Origin of the sequence: Verrucosispora sp. WMMA2121, from assembly GCF_027460185.1 — a bacterium.
GTDB classification, from domain to species: Bacteria; Actinomycetota; Actinomycetes; order Mycobacteriales; family Micromonosporaceae; genus Micromonospora; species Micromonospora palythoicola.
Map to the genome: position 1 here is coordinate 162,849 of NZ_JAPZBH010000004.1, position 20,832 is coordinate 183,680.

General features: G+C 73.5%; 17 protein-coding genes. 8 read left to right on the forward strand and 9 right to left on the reverse strand.

Going from position 1 to position 20,832, the window contains the following annotated elements; all coding sequences use genetic code 11:
• Positions 1-30: 30 nt before the first annotated feature.
• The 6 genes from O7605_RS01350 to O7605_RS01375 all read right to left on the reverse strand — a co-directional run bounded on the left by O7605_RS01350 (position 31) and on the right by O7605_RS01375 (position 5,290).
• The gene (locus O7605_RS01350; RefSeq protein ID WP_443083890.1) at positions 31-834 is read right to left on the reverse strand and encodes an alpha/beta hydrolase; all 804 of its coding nucleotides are present in this window, start codon (positions 832-834) and stop codon (positions 31-33) included.
• Positions 835-845: 11 nt separating this feature from the next.
• Positions 846-2,252 (reverse strand): flavin-containing monooxygenase, encoded by a 1,407-nt coding sequence (locus O7605_RS01355; protein WP_269737523.1) that lies wholly within the window; start codon positions 2,250-2,252, stop codon positions 846-848.
• Positions 2,253-2,344: 92 nt separating this feature from the next.
• The gene (locus O7605_RS01360) at positions 2,345-3,070 is read right to left on the reverse strand and encodes an endonuclease/exonuclease/phosphatase family protein (RefSeq protein WP_443083856.1); all 726 of its coding nucleotides are present in this window, start codon (positions 3,068-3,070) and stop codon (positions 2,345-2,347) included.
• A 2-nt stretch (positions 3,071-3,072) separates the two neighbouring features.
• Positions 3,073-4,020 carry an ROK family glucokinase gene (locus O7605_RS01365; protein WP_269738665.1) on the reverse strand — a complete coding sequence of 316 codons (948 nt, stop codon included), beginning with the start codon at positions 4,018-4,020 and terminating at the stop codon, positions 3,073-3,075.
• A 69-nt stretch (positions 4,021-4,089) separates the two neighbouring features.
• Complete coding sequence (locus O7605_RS01370; RefSeq protein ID WP_269737524.1) at positions 4,090-4,794, reverse strand: hypothetical protein; 705 nt, start codon at positions 4,792-4,794, stop codon at positions 4,090-4,092.
• A 40-nt stretch (positions 4,795-4,834) separates the two neighbouring features.
• The gene (locus O7605_RS01375) at positions 4,835-5,290 is read right to left on the reverse strand and encodes an SRPBCC family protein (RefSeq protein ID WP_269737525.1); all 456 of its coding nucleotides are present in this window, start codon (positions 5,288-5,290) and stop codon (positions 4,835-4,837) included.
• Between the two features lie 145 nt (positions 5,291-5,435).
• On the opposite strand from O7605_RS01375, the gene O7605_RS01380 reads away from it, so the two are divergent.
• The 5 genes from O7605_RS01380 to O7605_RS01400 all read left to right on the forward strand — a co-directional run bounded on the left by O7605_RS01380 (position 5,436) and on the right by O7605_RS01400 (position 12,327).
• Positions 5,436-7,235, forward strand: a complete 1,800-nt coding sequence (locus tag O7605_RS01380) for an AMP-dependent synthetase/ligase (protein WP_269737526.1) — start codon at positions 5,436-5,438, stop codon at positions 7,233-7,235.
• A gap of 14 nt (positions 7,236-7,249) precedes the next feature.
• Positions 7,250-8,944 (forward strand): GAF domain-containing sensor histidine kinase, encoded by a 1,695-nt coding sequence (locus tag O7605_RS01385; protein WP_269737527.1) that lies wholly within the window; start codon positions 7,250-7,252, stop codon positions 8,942-8,944.
• Positions 8,945-8,951: 7 nt separating this feature from the next.
• Positions 8,952-9,620 carry a response regulator transcription factor gene (locus O7605_RS01390; protein ID WP_007072219.1) on the forward strand — a complete coding sequence of 223 codons (669 nt, stop codon included), beginning with the start codon at positions 8,952-8,954 and terminating at the stop codon, positions 9,618-9,620.
• 162 nt (positions 9,621-9,782) lie between these two features.
• Positions 9,783-10,592, forward strand: coding sequence for an SAM-dependent methyltransferase (locus tag O7605_RS01395; protein WP_269738666.1), 810 nt, complete (start codon positions 9,783-9,785; stop codon positions 10,590-10,592).
• A gap of 79 nt (positions 10,593-10,671) precedes the next feature.
• Positions 10,672-12,327: a putative bifunctional diguanylate cyclase/phosphodiesterase gene (locus O7605_RS01400; RefSeq protein WP_269738667.1), complete on the forward strand. Its 1,656-nt coding sequence runs from the start codon at positions 10,672-10,674 to the stop codon at positions 12,325-12,327.
• Between the two features lie 50 nt (positions 12,328-12,377).
• Here the strand turns inward: O7605_RS01400 and O7605_RS01405 are convergent, their stop codons facing one another.
• From O7605_RS01405 to O7605_RS01415, 3 genes are all read right to left on the reverse strand, one after another.
• A complete protein-coding gene (locus tag O7605_RS01405) occupies positions 12,378-13,502 on the reverse strand; it encodes a glycosyltransferase family 4 protein (RefSeq protein ID WP_269737528.1) in 1,125 nt (374 codons plus the stop codon).
• Entirely contained in the window at positions 13,499-14,758 is a 1,260-nt protein-coding gene (locus O7605_RS01410; protein ID WP_269737529.1) for a M48 family metallopeptidase, read from the reverse strand. Before O7605_RS01410 ends, O7605_RS01405 begins: the two co-directional genes overlap by 4 nt.
• Positions 14,759-14,938: 180 nt before the next feature.
• Positions 14,939-16,372 carry an NYN domain-containing protein gene (locus O7605_RS01415; RefSeq protein WP_269737530.1) on the reverse strand — a complete coding sequence of 478 codons (1,434 nt, stop codon included), beginning with the start codon at positions 16,370-16,372 and terminating at the stop codon, positions 14,939-14,941.
• A 127-nt stretch (positions 16,373-16,499) separates the two neighbouring features.
• Between O7605_RS01415 and O7605_RS01420 the strand changes: the two genes are divergently transcribed.
• The 3 genes from O7605_RS01420 (at position 16,500) to O7605_RS01430 (ending at position 20,788) form a co-directional block, all read left to right on the forward strand.
• The gene (locus O7605_RS01420; RefSeq protein WP_269737531.1) at positions 16,500-18,254 is read left to right on the forward strand and encodes a DEDD exonuclease domain-containing protein; all 1,755 of its coding nucleotides are present in this window, start codon (positions 16,500-16,502) and stop codon (positions 18,252-18,254) included.
• Between the two features lie 129 nt (positions 18,255-18,383).
• Positions 18,384-20,171: a RelA/SpoT family protein gene (locus O7605_RS01425; RefSeq protein ID WP_269737532.1), complete on the forward strand. Its 1,788-nt coding sequence runs from the start codon at positions 18,384-18,386 to the stop codon at positions 20,169-20,171.
• Between the two features lie 74 nt (positions 20,172-20,245).
• Positions 20,246-20,788, forward strand: coding sequence for an NUDIX hydrolase (locus O7605_RS01430; RefSeq protein WP_269737533.1), 543 nt, complete (start codon positions 20,246-20,248; stop codon positions 20,786-20,788).
• Positions 20,789-20,832 lie beyond the last annotated feature (44 nt).

The window sequence follows — 20,832 nt, forward strand, 5'->3', positions numbered from 1 at the left end:
ACCGGCTGTCGGGCCACGCCCGCGACGACCTCAGCCGAGGTCGTCGCGGCCCGGTTCCTTGATCAGCCAGTCGAGGATCGCGTCGACGGGCTCCCGCCACCGTGCGTCGAGCATCAGGTCGTGCCCCATGCCGGGAAAGAGCAGCGGAGCCGAACCGTACCGCCGCGCGGCCCGGGTCAGCGCCGCCGCCGGCACCACCCGGTCGTCCGGGCTACCCAGCACCAGCACCGGCGGATCGCCCACCGCCGGCTCCGGATCGGCGCCGGTCAACAGCTGCCACTGGGCCCGCCGGGCCGCCCGCCCCAGCCGCGCGGCGTGCCGCCGAGCGTCGGTCTCGGGCAGTTCTGCGCTGAACAGCTGCCGGCGGTTGAGCCGCAACCCGGCGCCGAACACCGCCGGCAGGGTGCCGAGCGGGTTGCGGCGCAGCGCGGTGCCGAACGTCGCCCAGCCGCCGAACACCGGCGCCACCAGCACCGCCGCCCGAGCCGGGTAGCGGGCCAGGGCGTGCGCGACCACCAGGGCCCCGGCGCCGTGCCCCACCAGCACCGCCCGCCGCGGCAGGCCGGCCGCCACCTGGACCACGTCGTGGGCGTACGCCCGCAGGGTCGCCTCCGGCGCCGGGGCGCTGCCGCCGTGCCCGCGCAGGCTCATCGCGTAGGCGCTGAAGCCACGGGCGGCGACATGTCCGAGCCAGTTCTCCGCGTACGCCCAGGCACCATGGCCGAAGCCCGGCACGAACAGCAGCGGCGGTCGCCCTTCCTCCAACTCCGGGACGGCGCTGAGCACCTCACGCCGGACCGGGCGCACCGGCCGCGCCCACTCCCAGCCGCGCATCACCCGCTCGGTCACTTGCTCTCCAGCTCGCGTAGGGCGCGCTCCAGCGCGCGCAGGTAGTCGGCGTGCCCGACCTCGAACCAGTGCCGGGTGGAGTCCTTCACCTGTCCCGAGTAGCGTTCGCCCGCCCCGGCGCGTACCCGGGCGGCGAAGGCGGCGGCCCGCTCCGGACGGCTGACGCGCGCCCGCAGCAACCGGGCGAAGAGCACGGCCTGCCAGTGGGCCAGCGGGAAGATGCCGGAGTCCGGTTGGACCAACCCGGTCACCGCGAGCGTGGGATGGTCCGGTACGAGGGCGTTGAGCCACAGTCGGGGCCGACCCACCCCCTCGTCGTCACCGAGCAGCTTGCCGTCGAGGAACTCGAAGCGGGGCAGGTAGCCGGTGGCGAAGACGACAAGTTCCGGATCGAGCTGCCGGCCGTCGGTGAGCTCCACCGAGTGCGGGTGGAAGCGCGCGACGTCCGGTACCGGGGTGATCGCGCCGTGGCCCACGTGGTACACGAGCAGGCTGTTGGCGATCGGGTGTGTCTCGTACACCCGGTGGTCCGGCTTCGGCAGGCCGAAGCGGGTCAGGTCACCGACGGTCAGTCGCAGCGTCCGGTGGTAGAGCCACTGCCGGACCCGCAGCGGTACCCGCAGCGCCAGCAGCAGGTCGTTGACCTGGTCGGCAGGGCGACCGAAGACGTACTTCGGCGCGTACCAGTAGCCGCGACGGGTGGAGTGCCAACACCGTGACGCCTGCTGGGCGGCCTCCACGGCGATGTCGCAGCCGGTGTTGCCGGCACCCACCACCAGCACCCGCTTGCCCCGCAGCTGCGCCGAGTCCTTGTACGACGAGGCGTGCATGACCTCGCCACGGAACTGCTCGAGCCCCTCGTAGCGGGGCAGCTTCGGTGACCAGTTGTGCCCGTTGGCGATCACCACGGCGCCGTACCGGGAGGTGCGCTCGGGGCCGTAACCGCCGGTGCTGCGGGTGGTGACGTCCCACCGCTCGTCGCCGACCGGCTCGACCCGCACCACCTCGGTGCCGAACCAGATGTGCCGGCGCAGGTCGAAGTGGTCGGCGTAGCGCTCGAAGTAGGACAGCAACTGACCGTGGTGCGGGTAGTCCGGCCAGTCGTCGGGCATCGGGAAGTCGGGAAACTGGGTGAACGGCCGCGACGAGATCAGGTGGGTGCTGGCGTACACCGGGCTGCGGTCGTGCCGCCAGTTCCAGGCGCCGCCGACGCCGGTCTCCCGTTCGTAGCAGTCGACCCCGAAGCCGTGCTCGGCGAGGTTCTTCACGGCGGTCAGGCCGCTGGCACCGGCACCGATGACGCAGACGGTGTCGCCCCGGTCGGAGACCGGACGGCCGTCGGGGCCGCGGGCGAGCGTGGTCGTCTCCGGATCTGGCCGGCCGGGCTCGGTGGAGGTGGGCACCGGGGGATCTCCTTCGTCTCGGCACGAGTGCCGGGTCGCGCGAAATCCTCTCCACAACGGAGCGGGATGTCCAGCCCGGCGAACGGCCGATGTCAGGCGGTGGTGGGCAGCAGCAGGTCGACCAGGACCGGGAAGTGGTCACTGGCCCGCCGGGCCAGCGGGGTGTCCACCACGTCGTAGTCGACCACGGTGATCCGCGCGTCGACGAACAGCGCGTCGATGCGCCGGCGCGGGTCCGCGCACGAGTAGGTGAGCCGGTCGGCCCGGTCGGCCGCCACCGCCGCGTCGGTCAGCCCGTCGGCGACGGTGCGCCACGCCGGCCCGCCCGGCTCCTCGTTGAGGTCGGCGGCGGCGATCACCGGATGCGGTGCGGTGGCCAGGTCCCGCTTGAACAGCCCGGCCTGACCGGGACGCTCCGCCGGGTCGGTGGACAGGTGTGACCCGGCCACCGTGAACCGGGCGGAGGTGCCCACCCGACAGTCGGCGTACGCGGCGCCGCGCAGGTGCCGGCCGGGGGTGAGCGGGAAGCGCCGGCACCGGGTGCCGGTCACGCGTACCCGGAGGCTGGTCAACAGCAGGTTGCCCAGCGACGGTAGGCCGCCGGCGGCGACCACCAGACCGAACGACTCGGCCAGCGCGGCCGACTTCTCCCGCCACCGGAACCGGCGCGGTCCCTCCTGGACGATGACCACGTCCGGCGCCGCCGCGCGCACCACCGCGGCCAGCGCGGCGGTGTCGTCGCGCTGGCCGTGGACGTTGTACGACAGCACCCGCAGCGGCACCCCGTGCTCGGTCACGGGGTGTGGTGTCGAGGTCACCGTCAGATCCGCCGGGCCAGGTCGGCGGCGCCGATGACGCCGGCGGAGTTGCCGAGCTCGGCCGGCCGGATCTCGGCCACCGGCAGTCGGCTGCGTTGCGCCAGCGCTTCGGTGAACGAGCGACGGGTGGGGCCCATCAACAGGTCGCCGGCGTCGATGACGCCACCGCCGACGACCAGGATCTGCGGGTCGAGGATCTGTGCCATGTCCGCCAGGCTGGTGCCGAGCCAGCGGCCGACCTGCGCGAACGCCTCGGCCGAGACGGGGTCGCCGCCCTTGGCGGCGGCGGTGACCATCGGGCCGGTGATCGCCTCGGCCTCCCCGTCGGCCAACTCCAGCAGGGCGGCGGCCCGGTGCGGCTCCTGCCGGGCGGCGGCCCGGGCGAACCGGACCAGGGCGCTGCCGCTGGCGTACTGCTCGATGCAGCCGAGCCGGCCGCACCCGCACTGGTGGCCGTCGGGGACGGTGAGCATGTGGCCGAGTTCGGCGGCGATGCCGTGGGCGCCGCGGACCAGCCCGCCGCCGAGCACGATGCCACCGCCGACGCCGGTGCCGATGGTGAACATGACCATCGAGTCGTCGGCGTGGCGGGCGGCGCCGTAGCGGAACTCCGCCCAGGCCGCCACGTTGCCGTCGTTCTCGACGATGACCGGCAGCCCGACCGCCGCGCTCACGTACGCCCGCAGCGGCTCGTCACGCCAGGCCAGGTTGGGGGCGAAGAGCACGGTGGAACGGCTGGCGTCGATCCAACCGGCCGCGCCGATGCCGACCGCCTGGATGTCGTGGCCGGCGGCCAGTTCGGCGACCAGTTCGATGATGACGTCGCGGGTCTTGCCGACGTCGTCGGCGGGGGTGTCCCGTCGGGTCTGCACGAGGACCGTGCCGGTGTCGTCGACGACACCGCCGGCCACCTTGGTGCCACCGACGTCGACTCCGATGGTCAGCGTCACCGCCGCCACTCCCCTCTGCTGTGCCACCCGCGCACACCTGCCCTCGCCGGTGGTGCGGGTCGTCCGTGGTCAGGCCCCGTCGCCTGGTGCGTCCTGCCGCCCGCCGGGCACGGTACGGCCGTCCGGTGCGGGCTCGTCACCCGGCGCGGGCTCGCCGTCGGGTACCCGGGAGGCGGGCACCACGCGACGCTCGGTCGACGCCCGGCGTCCGGCCGGCGCGACCGGCCCGGCGGCGTCGACGGGCACGGCGGTCGGGACGGCGACGTCCTCCACCCGGGTCGCGGCGGACCAGACGTCCCGCTCCGGTGCCGGCTGAGAATCATGCCCGGTCCGGGTGGCCTCGCGCCACACGTGGTCGCCGTACGGGTCGGCGGACGCGGTGGCGGTGGACTCGGCGGCGGGGCCGGGCGCCGGTTCGGCGGTCGAACCGGCCGAGCCGAAGGCGCGCAGGAAACTGGCCAGGCCAGCGGCCAGATCCCCGGCACCGGTGGCCAGTCGTTCGGCGAATTCGGGGCTCGGGTCGCGCAACGCGGCGATGCCCCGACATACCGGGCAGACGCAGCATTCGGCCGCGCCGGTGGCGAAACCGCCCCCGGTGCCACCGGACGCGGTCCCCGGGGCGTCGTTGTGACCGAGGACACCGGTCACGATCCCGCCGGGCGGGCCCAGCGGCACCGCCGCCGGGTTGGCGGCGGCCATCCGCACGGTGGCCAGCAGAGTGGCGACCAGCCGCTCCGCCTCTTCCCGGGCCGTGCCCGGATCTGTCGCACCCATGCTGGGCTCCTCTACCGCGGCGGCCGGGTCGCCGGACGCGTCACTGCGCCGCACCGGATGCTTCTACCCGGCGCTTGAGCTGCTTCAACGCCGCATCCATGATCATTTTCTCGGCCTTGCGACGGAACATGCCGAGCATCCCGACCGCGAGCTCCACCTCCAGGGTGTAGGTCACGGTGGTACTCCCGTCGGCGTTGCCCACCAGGTCGTACGCGCCCCGCTGCGCCTTCTGCATCTTCGACGGGGCCACCAGGTGCCACTCGACGCGGGACAGGTCCTCGGCGTAGGCGTACGCCAGCACGTACTCGTCGGCCATCACCGTCGCATCGAGGACGAAACGGACCTGGCTGGCGTAACCGTCCTCGTACTCCTCGATCACCTCCGCCTCGCGGACCGCGTCGGTCCACTCCGGGTAGCTCGGGAAGTCACAGATGACCGCGGCCACCCGGTCCGGTGACGCGCCGATGATGATCGACTGGGTGGAGGAGTCCGCCATGGTGGGAGGCTACCGTCCGGTGACCGCCCGCGTGCCGCGCCGCCCACCTGCGATGTGCTCCCGGCCGACCGGGCGGGTAGGTTTCGACGAGGCCACCCGCGCAGGTGGCGGCCCGACCCGGTCCCGTGAGCACGAGGGAGTGCAGGTGCGCGAGTTCACCGTCCCGCCGATCGTCACCGTCGGCGATTCGGCCAACCTCACCGATCCGGTCTGGGACAACGCCGAGGCCGCGCCCGACGCGGTGCAGTTCGTCCGCCGCGACACCACGGGCGCCTGGACCGACGTGACCTGCCGGCAGTTCCGCGACGAGGTGGCCGCGGTCGCCCGCGGGCTGGTCGCCGCCGGGGTGCGGCCGGGCGACCGGGTGGCGCTGATGAGCCGCACCCGGTACGAGTGGACGCTCGTCGACTACGCCATCTGGGCGGCCGGTGCGGTCACCGTGCCGATCTACGAAACCTCCAGCGCCGAGCAGGCGGCCTGGATTCTCGGCGACTCCGGCGCGGTGGCCGTGGTGGTGGAGACCACCGCACACGCCACGCTGGTGGCCGGCGTCCGGGACCAGCTGCCCGCCCTGTCCCACGTCTGGCAGATCGACCTGGGTGGGGTGGACGACCTGATGGCCGTCGGCGCGGAGGTGGAGCCGACCGAGATCGAGCGCCGCCGCGCGGGCCTGCGCTCCTCGGACGTGGCGACGATCATCTACACCAGCGGCACCACCGGCCGACCCAAGGGCTGCGTGCTGACCCACCGCAACATGTACGCCGACATCGCCAACGCCGTCCCGGTGCTGCCGAACCTGTTCGGGCCGAACGCGTCGACCCTGCTGTTCCTGCCGCTCGCGCACGCCTTCGCCCGGCTGATCCAGATCGGCGTGGTGCAGGCCCGGGCCACGATGGCGCACTGCTCGGACACCAAGAACCTGGTCGCCGAGTTGCAGGAGGTCAAGCCGACCTTCGTGCTCTCGGTGCCCCGCGTCTTCGAGAAGGTCTACAACGGCGCCAAGCAGAAGGCCGAGGCCGGCGGCAAGGGCGGGATCTTCGCCCGGGCCGAGGCGGTCGCCATCGCGTACAGCGAGGCGCTCGAGACGTCGGGCGGGCCGGGCCTGGCGCTGCGTGCCCAGCACGCGCTCTTCGACCGGCTGGTCTACGGCAAACTACGGGCCGCGCTCGGCGGGCGCTGCCGCGACGCGATCTCCGGCGGCGCACCACTCGGCGCCCGGCTCGGGCACTTCTTCCGGGGCATCGGCGTGACCGTCTGCGAGGGGTACGGCCTGACCGAGACCTCTCCCGCCGCCTCGGCCAACCTGCCCGGATTCACCCGGATCGGCACGGTCGGTCGGCCGTTGCCCGGGGTGACCATCCGCATCGACGACGACGGCGAGGTGCTCGTCGCCGGAGATCTCGTCTTCCAGGGGTACTGGCACAACGACGCGGCCACCGCCGAGGCGCTCACCCCGGACGGCTGGTTCCGCACCGGCGACCTGGGTTCACTCGACGCGGACGGTTACCTGACCATCACCGGCCGGAAGAAGGAGATCATCGTGACGGCCGGCGGCAAGAACGTCGCCCCGGCCGTGCTGGAGGACCAGGTCCGGTCGCACCGCCTGGTCAGCCAGTGCGTCGTGGTGGGTGACCGGCAGCCGTTCATCGCCGCGCTGGTCACCCTCGACGAGGAGGCCCTGCCGGGCTGGCTGGAGTCGGCGGGGCTGCCGGCGGACACCGGGACCGAGGAACTGCGCGAGCACGAGGGGCTGCGCGCGGAGATCCAGGCCGCCGTGGACCGGGCCAACCAGTCGGTCTCCAAGGCCGAAGCGATCAAGGTCTTCCGGGTGCTGCCGCGCGACTTCACCGAGGCGACCGGGGAGTTGACCCCGTCGCTGAAGGTCAAGCGCCAGGTCGTGCACAAGACGTACGCGGCGGAGATCGCCGACATCTACCGCGGCTGACTACGATCCGTCACGTGCCCGCCTCCACATCCGCCCTGGCCCGCTCGCACCCGCTCGCCGCGGCGGCCCGCGTCGTCGTACTCACGCTGGTCGCCGTCCTGACCCTGTTCGCCACCCGCGACGTGGCCCAGCTGTGGTGGATCGTCCTGCTGGCGCTGGCCGGGCTGCCGGCGATGCTGGCACCCCAGCACCGGCTCGTCGGTCCACTCAGCCGGGTGGCGGAGGTGGTGGTGCTCGGTCTGGCGGCCAGTCAGGTCGCCGCGGTGGCCACCGTCGGCGGGCACATCGGTGGTCTCGGCGCCTCCGCCGTGCTGCCCTACCTCGCGGTGCCGGTGACCGTCACCGCGCTGCGTCGCCGCTTCCGGGAGGGCGCGGCGCTGATCGCCGTGACCGCCGGCAGTCTGCTGCTCGCCGGCGCGGTCACCGAGGTGGGTGGGGTCCGCCAGCTCAGCCAGCCCGGCTATCTCGCCGTCTGCGCCCAGTGGCTGATCCTCGCCGCCCTCGGTCTCTACGCCGCCGGCACCCTGCACCGGGTGATGCAGGCCCGCCACGACAGCAAACCCCAGCCGTACGCCGAGGCGACCCGGCTGCTGACCCAGCTGCGTACGGTGGCCCGTCAACTGCCCGGGGCCACGCTGGACCCGGGCGGGATCTCCGAGCACCTGTTGGAGGAGCTACGCACGGTGGCCCGTACCGACCGGGGCGCGGTGCTCTCCGCCAGCGGTGGTGGCCGGTTGGTGGTGCTCGCCCAGCTCGGCGCGGACCGGGTCGACTGGGAGACGACCATCGACGCCGACTCGGCCATCGCCGACGCCTGGGCCAGCCAGCAGTGGCAGACCTCGGCCCGCTCGCAGTCCCGCTCACACCGTGGTGGCGAGGTCTCGGCGCTCATCGTGCCGCTGGTGGCCGGGTTGCGCACGGTGGGTCTGGTGGTGCTGGAGACCGACACTGCACACGCGTACCCGCCACCGGTGGTGGCCCAGGTGACCGCGCTGACCGGCCCGGCCGCGCTGCGTCTGGAGGCTGCCCTGCTCTTCGACGAGGTGCGCTCGCTGGCCACCAACGAGGAGCGGCAGCGGCTGGCCCGGGAGATCCACGACGGGGTGGCCCAGGAGCTGGTGATGGTGGGCTACGGCATCGACAACGCGTTGGCCACCGTGCACGACGACGCCGAGGAGACCGCCGAGTCGCTGCGGCTGCTGCGCCAGGAGGTGACCCGGGTGATCACCGAGCTGCGGCTGAGCCTGTTCGAGCTGCGCAGCGAGGTGGATCGGCACGGTGGCCTGGCCGCCGCGATCGCCGAGTACGCGCGCACCGTCGGCGCCTCCGGCGGACTGCGGGTCCACCTGTCCCTGGACGAGTCCACCGCCCGGCTGCCCGCCGCGACCGAGGCCGAGTTGCTGCGCATCGCCCAGGAGGCGGTCACCAACGCCCGCAAGCACGCCGGCGCGGCCAACCTCTGGGTCACCTGCGAGGTGGATCCGCCGTACGCGCAGATCGAAGTGTCGGATGACGGTCACGGCATAGGTGACCAGCGCTCGGACGGGCACTATGGTCTTGCGATCATGGCCGAGAGAGCGGAACGTATCCGGGGCCGGTTGGAGATCAGGCCGCGACAGCCGAGCGGGACGACCGTCGCGGTGGTGGTCGGTTCACCGCCCCGGCGCGATAACGTTCGCGGTAGCGCCGCCGCAGCAGAAGGGGAGTAAGCCGAGGATGACCACAAGCCCGACACCGGCAACCCGTACCAAGGTCCTCCTTGTCGACGATCACGACTTGATCCGCAAGGGCCTGCGGCACGCCTTCGAGCGCGACCGGCAGTTCGAGGTCGTCGGCGAGGCGGCCACGGCGGCGGAGGGCGTCCGGCAGGCCGGTGCCCTGCAACCGGACGTGGTGATCATGGATCTGCGGTTGCCCGACGGCAGCGGCCTGGAGGCCACCCGGGCGCTGCGCAAGTCCAGCGCGTCGATGGGCATCGTGGTGCTCACCATGTACGCCGGCGACGACCAGCTCTTCGGCGCCCTGGAGGCGGGGGCCAGCGCGTTCGTGCCGAAGACCGCGCCGGCCGACGAGGTGGTCGCCGCCGCCCGGCACGCCGCCTCCTCCCCCAGCGCCTTCACCGCCGCCGACCTGGCCGAGGCGATGAAGCGTCGACTCGCCCCGTCCGGCCCGCAGCTGTCCCCCCGCGAGGGTCAGGTGCTGCGGCTGCTCGCCGACGGCATGAGCGTCGCCGGCATCGCCAAGCAGCTGTTCGTCAGCGAATCGACCGCCAAGACCCACATCTCGAAGCTCTACGAGAAGCTCGGCGCGGCCAACCGGGCGCAGGCGCTGATGACCGCGCTGCGGCTCGGTCTGCTCGAGGCACCGGACGCGCCGAAGTTCTGATCGGCGCGAGACCGACGAAGATCCGTGTCCCACCGCGGCGGGGCACGGATCTTCGCATCGACAGCCTCCGGCCCGTACCGGCTCTGGCCTCCCTTGCGAAAGCGGGGCAGAATACCCGCCGAGGCGGCGTCGCCGCCGATGGTGGGCGAAGGGGTGAGGCACTTGCAGCGGCCGGACTGGGCACCCGAGTCGATCGACGTCGAACGTCCCAGCGTCGCCCGCATGTACGACTACTATCTCGGCGGCTCACACAACTTCGCGGTGGACCGGGCGACCGCTCGAGCGATGGTGGCGGTGGTGCCGCAGGCACCGCTGATGGCCCAGGCCAACCGCGCCTTCCTGCGCCGCGCCGTGCAGTTCCTCACCGACGCCGGCATCCGGCAGTTCCTGGACATCGGTTCCGGCATCCCCACCGTGGGCAACGTGCACGAGATCGCGCAACGGCACGCCCCCGACTCGCGGGTGGTCTACGTCGACGTCGACCCGGTCGCCGTGGCGCACAGCCGCGAGATCCTGGCCGGCAACGACCGTACGGCGGTGATCCAGGAGGACCTGCGCCATCCCGACCGGATCCTGGCCCATCCCGACGTGCGCGCGATGCTCGACTTCTCCCAGCCGATGGCGGTGCTGGTGGTGGCGGTGCTGCACTTCGTCTCCGACGACGACCGGCCGGCCGAGGTGCTGCGGACGCTGCGGGCGGCACTTGCCCCCGGCAGCTACCTGGTCCTGTCGCAGGCCAGCGACGACGGCCGGGACGAGGCCGAGCGGGCCGAGGCCGAGGAGGTCTACCGGCGCACCGACAACCCGCTGTGGATACGCAGCCGGGCCGAGCTGACCGGGTTCTTCGACGGCTTCGAGTTGGTCGAGCCCGGCGTGGTGTGGGTGCCGCAGTGGCGTCCGGAGACGCCGGAGAGCGCCGAGGACGCCGAACGGGCGGTCTTCCTCGGCGGGGTCGGGCGCCTCGGTGGGTAAGCCCGCGGACGGCCGGCCCTGCGTCGGCGTGTTCGCCCGCGCCTGGGCGAAGGCGGTATCGGGCACCAGCTATCTGCCGATGACCCACGCCCAGCTCGAGGTGCTGCTGCAACGGCTCACCGACCTGCTCGCCGAGGCGCTGCGGGCGGAGCCGCTCGACCTGCGGGTCGGGCACCGGGTCGCCGACGAGCTGGTCGCCGCGCACATCGTTTCCGCCGAGGCCCTCGGGCGGACCGTCGAGGTGATCCAGCTTCGACTGGTCCGCGACCTCGACCTGGTCGCCGACGACATCGAGGACCGGATGGCCCGCCTGCTGGGCGCGGTCGCCACCGGTTACGCCCGGGCGCTGCGGGACCGGACCCTCGACGAGCAGGAGTCCATCCGGCGGGCCGCGATGACCGCCCGCGCCGAGGCGGAGCAGGCTCTCCGGGCCAGCGAGGCCCGCTTCCGGCACCAGGCCACCCACGATCCGCTGACCGACCTGCCGAACCGCACGCTCTTCGCCGAACGCCTCGCCGCCGCCGTCGACGCGTCGGCCGGCAGCGGCCGCCGGGTCGGGTTGTGCTTTCTCGACCTCGACCGGTTCAAGCGGGTCAACGACTCCTTCGGACACCAGATCGGCGACCGCGCCCTGGTGGCGGCGGCGCGGCGACTGCGGCGGGCGGTCGAGCCGCACCTGGTCGCGCGGCTCGGCGGGGACGCCTTCGTCGTTCTCGTCGAACGGTCCACCGGCACCGGAGACGTGGTCGCCGTCGCCGAGGCGGCACTGGCCGCGCTCTCCGAGCCGGTGGTGGTCGACGGGCACGACGTGACCGTCACGGCGAGCGTGGGCATCGTGGAGCGACGGGTCGCCGGCACCTCACCCGACGACCTGATGCGGGCCGCGGGCAGCACGCTGCACTGGGCCAAGTCGGCCGGGGGCGCGGGATGGGCCCTGTACGACGCGGAGCGCGACGGCCGGGAACAGGCCCGCCAGGAGCTGTGCGCGGCCATCCCGGCGGGGCTGGAACGGGGTGAGTTCTTCCTCGACTACCAGCCGTTGACCTCGTTGCACGACGGTTCGCTGCTGGGCGTCGAGGCGCTGGTCCGGTGGCGCCACCCACGGCTCGGGGTGCTGCGCCCGGACAAGTTCATCGGTCTCGCCGAGGAGACCGGGTTGATCGTGCCGCTCGGCGGCTGGGTGCTCGCGGAGGCGTGCCGCGAGGCGGTCGGCTGGACGTCCACCTCGGGTGAGCCGCCGTACGTCAGCGTCAACCTGGCGGTGCGGCAGGTCCGCCGCCCCGGTCTGGTGCAGGAGGTGCGGGCCCTGCTGCGACGTACCGGCCTGCCGCCGAACCGGCTCCAACTGGAGATCACCGAGAGCACGATGATGACCACCTCCGAGGAGCCGGTACGCGCCCTTCGCGCCCTCGCCGACCTGGGCATCCGGATCGCCATCGACGACTTCGGTACCGGCTACAGCAACCTGGCCTATCTGCGGGACCTGCCGGTGACCGAGTTGAAGGTGGCCGGTGAGTTCGTGCGGGGCCTGCGCACCCCGGAGGCCCGCGCCGACGAGCGGATCCTGGCCTCGCTGGTCTCGCTGGCACACGCGCTGGACCTGACCGTGACCGCCGAGGGGGTGGAGACCGGCGGCCAGGCCGAGCGGCTGCGGGCGATCGGCTGCGACGCCGGTCAGGGCTGGCACTTCGGCCGCCCCGCCTCCCCCGACCACATCCTCGCCCGCATCCGCTGAGCCCGCCACCACACGGCAGCTGTTCGGCGGTCCGGACAGTGAGCCGTTACTCAGCCGTCGAGCAGCGTCGCCAGGCGTCGGGCCTGCGTCTCCCAGCGCCACTCCCGCTCCACCCAGGCGCGGCCGGCGGTGCCGAACTGCCGGGCCAGGTCCCGGTCGGCCAGCAGGGTGGCCACCCGGTCGGCGAGTTCGGCGAGATCCCGACCGTCCACCACGTAGCCCGTCTCGCCCTGGCGCACCGCGTCCGGGGCACCGCCGGAGTCGCCGGCGACCACCGGCAGACCGGTCGCCGACGCCTCCAGGTAGACGATGCCGAGCCCTTCGACGTCCAGGCCCCGGTTGCGGGTGCGGCACGGCATGGCGTACACGTCGCCGGCCGCGTAGTGGGCCGGCAGTTCTGCCGAGGGCACCGAACCGGTGAAGACCACGTCCCGCTCCACCCCCGACTGCCGGGCCAGCCGGGCCAGCGTGGTCCGGTACGGTCCACCGCCGACCACCAGCAACGCGGCGTCGGGCACCCGGCGGCGGATCAGCGGCATCGCCCGGATCAGCATGTCCTGGCCCTTGCGGGGCACCAGCCGCGACACGCAGACCACCACCGGCCGGTCGGCCAGGCCGAGCCGGTGCCGCACCGCGCCACCGTCGACCGACGGGTGGTAGACGTCGGTGTCCACGCCGGGCGCGAGCCGCCGCAGTTCGGTCAGGCCGTCCACCGCCCGGGCCAGCCGGGTGCGGGTGTACTCCCCCAGGTAGGTCACCACGTCGGTGTCCCGGGCGATGCGCCGCAGCGCCGTCCGGGCCATCGGCAACGCCGCCCAGCCGACCTCGTGACCGTGGGTCAGGGCGACCACCCGCCGGATCCCGGCCCGTCGGCGCAGCCCGGCGGCGAGCAGGCCGAGCGGAGCCGCCGCACCGAACCAGACCGTGTCGCAGCCGTACGACCGGGCCAGTCGGGCGGCCCGGCGCGCCACGAGGGGGGTGGGCAGCAACACCTTGGTGCGCTCCCGCACCACCTCGAACGGCTGGTCGGCGTCGAACTTGTCCGCCCCGGCCCAGCGTGACGCGTACACCACCACCGAACCGGCCGGCTGACGCACCGCGAGGTTGTGCACGAACGACTGGATGCCGCCCGGCCGGGGCGGAAAATCGTTCGTCACCAGCAACGTGCGGCTCACCGGGAAACCTTTCGGGCGTACGCGCGGGCGGCGGCGATCCGCTCCACGGTGGACGGGTGGGACGCCGAGTAGAGGTACTCCCAGCGGGGCGGGTCGGGGTCGGAGAGGTTGACCGCGGACAACCGCCGCTGCATCGACTCGAACGCGGCCGGGTCGCCGGTCAACGCCAGCGCGTGTGCGTCGGCGCGGGCCTCGACCCGCCGCGACATCAGCGCCTGCACCGGGGCGAAGACCAGCCCGGCCACCGTGACCAGGGCGAGCAACAGCGCAAACGCGCGGGGTTGCGCCACCGAGTCGACCCCGGCCAGGCGCAGCAGCGGCGGCCAGGAGCCGATCAGGTAGAGCGCCACCACCGCGGCGGCGGCGCCGAGCGCGCCGGTGAGCGTGCCGACCGGTACGTCCCGGTCCCGGGCATGGCCCAGTTCGTGCGCCACCACCGCGGTCACCTCGGCCGGCGTCGCCTCGCGCAGCAGATTGTCGTAGACCACCACCCGGCGGGTCGGTCCCAACCCGGAAACGTACGCGTTGACCGCCCGGGTGCGCCGGGAGGCGTCGGCGACCAGCACGTCGCGTACCGGCACTCCGTCCCGTTCGGCCAGCTCCATGAGCTGGCTGCGCAGCGGGGACGGCTCCATCGGACGGAACCGGTTGAAGACCGGCTCGACAAGCACCGGCAGCACGAAGGACAGCAGCGCCACCAGGGTGGCGGCACCGGCCGCGCCGAAGGCCCACCACCAGCGGGGGGCGAGTCGCACGACGGTGTAGAAGCCGAGCAGCGCCACCGCACCGATGACGGCGCTCACCGCGTACGACTTGAGCAGGTCCACCGCCCAGCCGCCCCAGCCGTTGGTGGCCAGCCCGTAACGGGTGAGCACGCTGTGCCGCCAGGCCGAGAACGGCAGGGTCACCAGGTCGGCGACCAGCACCACGGCCAGACCACCGAGGATCGCCTGTGCGATCCAGTGCCCGCCGAAGGGCCGCCCGGCCAACTCCACCAGTCGGCTGCCCAGCGGGGTCAACCCGAGTGCCAGGGCCACCAGCAGCCCGACGCCGAGCGCCGCCCACCCGCCGGGACGCAGCGCGGACCGGAACTGCCGGGCCCGCTCCACCTGCTCGGTCGGCAGATCACGCAGGGCGGCGAGCTGGTCCGCCCGGGGGGCCGGTGGACGCTGCCACGGGATCAGCACCAGCGCCGCCACGACCAGGGCGACACCCAGTCCGGCCAGGGTCAGCAGCGCCCATCCTCGCGGGCTCACCACGCCGTCCCGTCCGGCACCGGCGATCCGCCGCGGCGAACGCGAACCGTTCCGTCGCCCGCCGTGCGCCTCATGCCTGCCGCTCCTGTCGCCATGGGCGCCCATCCTATGTCCCGGGGTGGGTCCGCCCCACGCCCGTCGACCCACCGCAGGGCCGGCTCAGGACCACCGCGGCCGGGCTCAGGACCGCGACAGCCGGCGCACCAGCGAATCCGCCCCCAGCGGGTACGCGCCGTGCCGGCGTACCCCGTCGGCCACCTCGCGGTCGGAGGACACCACCACCACGGGACGGCCCGGTGGTTCGGCCCGCACCAGTCGGCGGATCAGCTCGTCGGCGGTCTCACCCTTGCGGGAGAACAGCACCCGCACGCCACGCGGGGTGGGTGGCAGGCCGTGCACCCGTTCGGCGCCGTCGAAGACCACCGTGACCTCGTCACCGGTCTGCGCGGCGATCCCGCCGAGGCCGCTCACCAGCCGCTTGCGCTGCTGTTCGAGCGACATCTCCCCGAAACCGCGTTTGGTCACGTTGTAGCCGTCGACCACCAGGTGCGCCCGGGGCAGCGCCAGGAGCTGGTCCAGCCGGGCCGGGTCGTCGGTGTCCTGGGCCCGGGCGGCGGCCCCGGTGGCGGCGGTGGGGGCATCGGTGAAGGAGTCGGCCACGAAGTCGGCGGGCAGCTTGTCGACCGGATCCAGGGCCAGCTCCCGGCGCAGCCCGACGGCGGCCTGACCGATCGTCTCCAGCAGCAGCCACAGTCGCGCGTCGTCGACCGAGCGCGCCTCCTTGGCGCTGCTGCGGGCCGCACCGGCCGCGGCCTCCGCCTCGGCCAGCCGGGCCCGGACCCGGCGCAGTTCAGCGTCCGCGTCGGCGGCGGCCCGGGTGGCCCGGCCGCGCTCGGTGGCCAGCAGCTCGTTGGTCCGACGCTCCCGGGCCTGGCTCTCCCGCAGCGTACGAGTCAGTTGCCGGGCCTCCTCGCGCAGTTGGCCCAGTTCCTCGCGTACCCGGGCCAGTTCGTCGCGCAGCTTGTCGGCCTCCACCCGGGCGACCGCCCGGTCGTGCTCGGCCCGGGTGGCCCGCTGTTCGGCCTGCCGGACCAGTTCGGCCACCACCGCCGTGTCCGCCTCGGCGCGAACCGCCGCCCCGCTGGCGTCGATCAGCTCCCGCCAGCCGCGCGGACGGGCCAGGTAGGCCAGGGCCGCCACCTCGACCGGATCGGCGGCGGCGGGCGCGGTGCCCTCCACCACGGCGGTGCCCAGGTCACCGGCGTCGGCCAGCACCCGTGCGGTGACCCGCTGCCGGAACAGCGGATCGGCGGTGAGTTGGGCGGCGATCGCCGGCGCGCCGAGCCGGGCGCGCCGATTCGGGGCGAACTTGGCGACCCGGCGCAGCGGCACGGGCACCTCGTCGGCGGGCAGACCGGGCAGCACGGCGGCGGTGAGCGAGACGATCCGCTGTCGCACCGGCTCGGGCAGGATCGGCTCCGGCTCCGGCTGCCCCGGGTCCGCCGGCCCGGGGTCCGGTGTCGGGTCGTCAGTGGCACCGTCACCGGCCGCGGGCACCGCGACGACCTGCTCCTCCTGCGGGAGGTTGTCGTCGTGCGGCTCGGTGAGGGGCATGTGGCAAGTCTCCCACCGGGACCGGGCCCACCGCCCGGTGAGTGAGCCGATCTCTCATCCTAGACCGGTGGTGACGTCTGGGGCCGGTGGGGCGCGAGTGTCGGACCGGACCGTTACGGTGCCGCGGATGGCAGCACAGGAGTTCCGGCAACCGCCGCTGGCCGGCCTCGACCCGACCGTCGACGGTGTCGACCCGGCGCTGCCGCTGTACGCGACGACGTTCGTGGTGGTCGACCTCGAGACCACCGGCGGCGCGCCCGACGGCGGCGGCATCACCGAGATCGGCGCGGTCAAGGTGCGCGGCGGCGAGGAGCTGGGGGTGCTGGCCACCCTGGTCAACCCCGGGGTGCCGATCCCACCCTTCATCACCGTGCTGACCGGCATCACCCAGGCGATGCTGCTGCCGGCGCCGCCGATCGAGCAGGTGCTGCCGAGCTTCCTGGAGTTCGTCGCGGACGCCGTGCTGGTCGCCCACAACGCGCCGTACGACGTCGGCTTCCTCAAGGCGGCCTGCGCGAAGCACGGCTACCGCTGGCCGAACCCACGGGTGCTGGACACCGCGGCGCTGGCCCGACGGGTGCTGCTGCGCGACGAGGTGCCCAACCGTAAGCTCGGCACGCTCGCCGCGTACTTCCGGGCGGCCACGCAGCCGACCCACCGGGCCCTGGACGACGCCCGGGCGACCGTGGACGTGCTGCACGGGCTGATCGGCCGCCTCGGCGGGCACCGGGTCGACACCATCGGCGACGCCATCGAGTTCGCCCGCGCGGTCACCCCGACGCAGCGTCGCAAGCGGCATCTGGCCGACGGCCTGCCCCGCTCCCCCGGGGTCTACATCTTCCGGGCCGCCGACGAGCGGCCACTCTACGTCGGCACCTCCCGGGACATCGCCACCCGGGTACGCAGCTACTTCACCGCCGCGGAGAAACGCGCCCGGATCTCGGAGATGCTGGCCGCCGCCGAACGGGTGGAGGCGGTGGAGTGTGCGCACTCGTTGGAGGCCGAGGTGCGTGAGCTGCGGCTGATCGCGGCGCACGCGCCGCCGTACAACCGACGGTCGAAGTACCCGGAGCGGGTGGTCTGGCTGAAGCTGACCGACGGGCCGTACCCCAGGTTGTCGGTGGTCCGGGAGATCTCCCCGGGTGACCGCGCCTACCTCGGCCCGTTCACCTCGCGGCGGGCCGCCGAGCTGGCCGCCGCCGGCTTCCACGACGCGGTGCCGCTACGGCAGTGCACCCACCGGTTGTCGCTGCGTACCGTCACGCCGGCCTGCGCGCTGGCCGAGCTGGGCCGCTGCCCGGCACCCTGCGAGCACCGGATCTCACCCGAGGAGTACGACGCCCGGGCGGTCACGCCGTTCGCCACCGCCACCACCGGCGACCCGCAGCCGGTGGTGGACGCCCTGCTCGCACGGATCGAGGCGCTCTCGGCCGGCCAGCGCTACGAGGAGGCGGCCGTGCTGCGCTCCCGCCTCGCGGCGGTGCTGCGGGCCGCCGTACGCATGCAGCGCCTCGCCGCGTTGAGTGGGCTCGCCGAGGTGGCCGCCGCGCACCCCGCGGCCGGCGGCGGCTGGGAGCTGGCGCTGGTACGTCACGGCCGGCTCGCCGGTGCCGGCGTGTCACCGCCCGGGGTCCATCCCCGACCGACGTTGACCGCCATCCGGGCCACCGCCGAGACGGTGCCGGCCGGGCACGGCCCGGTCCCGGCGGCCAGCCCGGAGGAGTCGGAGCGGATCCTGTCCTGGTTGGAGCGACCGGAGACCCGACTGGTCGAGATGTCCGCCGGTTGGTCCTCGCCGGTGGCCGGCGCGGCACGGTTCCGCGACCTGTTGACCAAGGCGGAGAGCGCGGCGTCCCGGCAACTCTGGTCCGAACGCTCATGAGCAACTGTCCGATCGGACTACGTCGACTCACTTACTCTGTTAAGGAAGTGCAGTCCTGCCCGTTTCGAGGGTCTGCTCCCGCTTGCCGGATTCCGGTGGTGGTGCAGCAGGCGTGAGGGGGTGTCCCAGGTGGACGTCAACGCCGGCCACGGCGGCGCCCTGGGCGGTGCGCTCCCGACACAGCCCGGCGAGCTGCCCCTGACCAGACGACTCCGATCGCTGCTGACCTGGCCGACCACCGAGACCGAGCCGGTCGGCCAACTGGTACGCACCCACCGCGCCATCCACTCCGGTGCCGACCCGGCGGTGCTGCGCCGGGCGTACACCATCGCCGACAACATGCACCGGGGGCAGTTCCGCAAGAGCGGGGAACCGTTCATCACCCACCCGCTGGCGGTCGCCCAGATCTGCGCGGAACTCGGCATGGACACCACCACTCTGGTCGCGGCGCTGCTGCACGACACGGTGGAGGACACCCGCTACACGTTGCAGGCCCTCGCGGAGGACTTCGGCCACGAGGTCGCCCACCTGGTCGACGGGGTGACCAAGTTCGACAAGGCGTTCTACGGGCAGGCCGCCGAGGCGGAGACCATCCGCAAGATGATCATCGCGGCCGGCAAGGACGTCCGGGTGCTGATCATCAAGCTCGCCGACCGGCTGCACAACATGCGCACCCTGGGCGTGCGCTCGGCCGCCTCCCGCGAGCGGATCGCCCGCAAGACCCAGGAGGTGCTGGTACCGCTCTGCGACCGGCTGGGTATCCAGACCCTCAAACGGGAGCTGGACGACGTGGTGCTGCTGCACCTCGAGCCCGACGAGCACGCCCGCATCGCGCGACACGTGCACGACCGGCCCGGCTGGGACAGCTACCTCGCCGAGGTGGTCGCCCAGGCCAGGGTGGCGCTACGGCGCAGCCGGGTCGACGCGGAGGTGAACCCACGTCCCCGGCACCTCTACTCGATCTGGAAGGACACCGTGGCCGGCGGCCACACCGCCCCGTTCGACCTGCCCCGGATCACCATCGTGGTCGACGGTCCGCCGACCGACTGTTACGCGGCGCTCGGTGCCGTGCACGGCCTCTGGCGGCCGGTGCCGGGCCGGTTCAAGGACTTCATCGCCTCACCGAAGAACAACCTCTACCGGTCGCTGCACACGAGCGTCTGCGGACCGAAGAACCGCACCGTCGAGGTGCTGATCCGCACCACGGAGATGCACCGCGCGGCCGAGTACGGGGTGGCGGCCGACTTCCGCTTCCCCCGCTCCGGCGGGGCCACGGCCCGCTCGGGGCAGCTCGACTGGCTGCGCCGGGTGCTGGACTGGGAGCAGGATGCCGCCGACCCGGCCCAGTTCCTGCACTCGCTGCGCTGCGACCTGTCCGAGGCGCAGATCCAGGTGGTCGCCGAGGGGCGGCAGATCGTGCTGCCGGCCGGTGCCACCCCCGTCGACCTGGCCTATGAGCTGGGTACCGATCGGGGTGACCGGTGTCTGGCGGCCCGGATCAACGGTCGGCTGGTCCCGCTCTCCTCCGAGCTCGAGGAGGGTGACGTGGTGGAGATCTTCACCGAGACCGACGAGGAGAGCAGCCTCGACGCCGAGGTGGCCCCGCGTGGGCCGCGTCGTGAGTGGCTGGGGTTCGTCAAGTCACCACACGCCCAGATGCAGATCAACAGGTGGTTCGCCGAGCACAGCGAGCCGGGGATCTCGATCAGCGACAAGGTCCGCCTGGGCCGAGCCACCATCGGGCTGGCCCTGCGCCAGCACAACCGGGGGCTGGCCAGCGATCTGCCGCTGCTGCGCCTGTCGGAGGAACTCGGCTACCCGGACCTGGAAACCCTGCTGGTCGCGGTCTTCGACCGGGTCATCGAGCCGGACGCCGTGGTGCGTCAACTCATCGACCTCGTCGACCACCGTCAGTGACCGACCCGGCTCCGCCCGGTACTCGGCGTGGTCCTCGTGGCGCGGGCGAGCCGCACGGCCACTAGCCTGGAGTCATGATCCCCCGTACCCGCCGCACCGGTCGCGCCGTCGCGTACCAGGTCTTCTACCGGCTGCCGCTGCCGGTCCGACGCCGGCTGGTCCGGATGGCCGTGCCGAAGTACATCGTCGGTGCCGTCACCCTGCTCCGCGACAGTGAGGCGTCGGGCGCGGGCCGGTTGCTGCTGCTGCGGCAGCCGCCGGGCCGGGGGTGGACCCTGCCGGCGGGCTTGCTGCAACGCGGCGAGAACCCGGCGGTCGGCGCCGCCCGTGAGTTGTACGAGGAGACCGGGGTCCGGCTCTCCCCGGCCCGACTCACCCCGGCGGCACCCAACGCCATCGTGCACGCCAAGGGATGGGTGGACGTGGTGTTCACCGCCGAGGTGCCGGCCTCGCGCACCGAGCTGACCGTCGACGGTGCCGAGGTCTTCGAGGCCGCCTGGCATCCGCTGGACGACCTGCCGAAGCTGACCTGGCCGACCGCCCGCCTGCTGGCCTACTACGACATCGGTCCGCTGGCCGGGCAGTTCCCGCCGCCGCTGCCCGACACGACGCCGTGACCCGGCCCGAGGGCGCGGCAGGCGACAGTCGGCCCACCGCGCCC

What these genes read in the sequence shown, in the direction of transcription:
- O7605_RS01370 (WP_269737524.1), bottom strand. Translation starts at nt 4,794, where the DNA reads ATGGGTGCGACAGATCCGGGCACGGCCCGGGAAGAGGCGGAGCGGCTG.
- O7605_RS01350 (WP_443083890.1), bottom strand. Translation starts at nt 834, where the DNA reads ATGCGCGGCTGGGAGTGGGCGCGGCCGGTGCGCCCGGTCCGGCGTGAG.
- O7605_RS01420 (WP_269737531.1), top strand. Translation starts at nt 16,500, where the DNA reads ATGGCAGCACAGGAGTTCCGGCAACCGCCGCTGGCCGGCCTCGACCCG.
- O7605_RS01400 (WP_269738667.1), top strand. Translation starts at nt 10,672, where the DNA reads ATGACCCACGCCCAGCTCGAGGTGCTGCTGCAACGGCTCACCGACCTG.
- O7605_RS01390 (WP_007072219.1), top strand. Translation starts at nt 8,952, where the DNA reads ATGACCACAAGCCCGACACCGGCAACCCGTACCAAGGTCCTCCTTGTC.
- O7605_RS01415 (WP_269737530.1), bottom strand. Translation starts at nt 16,372, where the DNA reads ATGCCCCTCACCGAGCCGCACGACGACAACCTCCCGCAGGAGGAGCAG.
- O7605_RS01375 (WP_269737525.1), bottom strand. Translation starts at nt 5,290, where the DNA reads ATGGCGGACTCCTCCACCCAGTCGATCATCATCGGCGCGTCACCGGAC.
- O7605_RS01430 (WP_269737533.1), top strand. Translation starts at nt 20,246, where the DNA reads ATGATCCCCCGTACCCGCCGCACCGGTCGCGCCGTCGCGTACCAGGTC.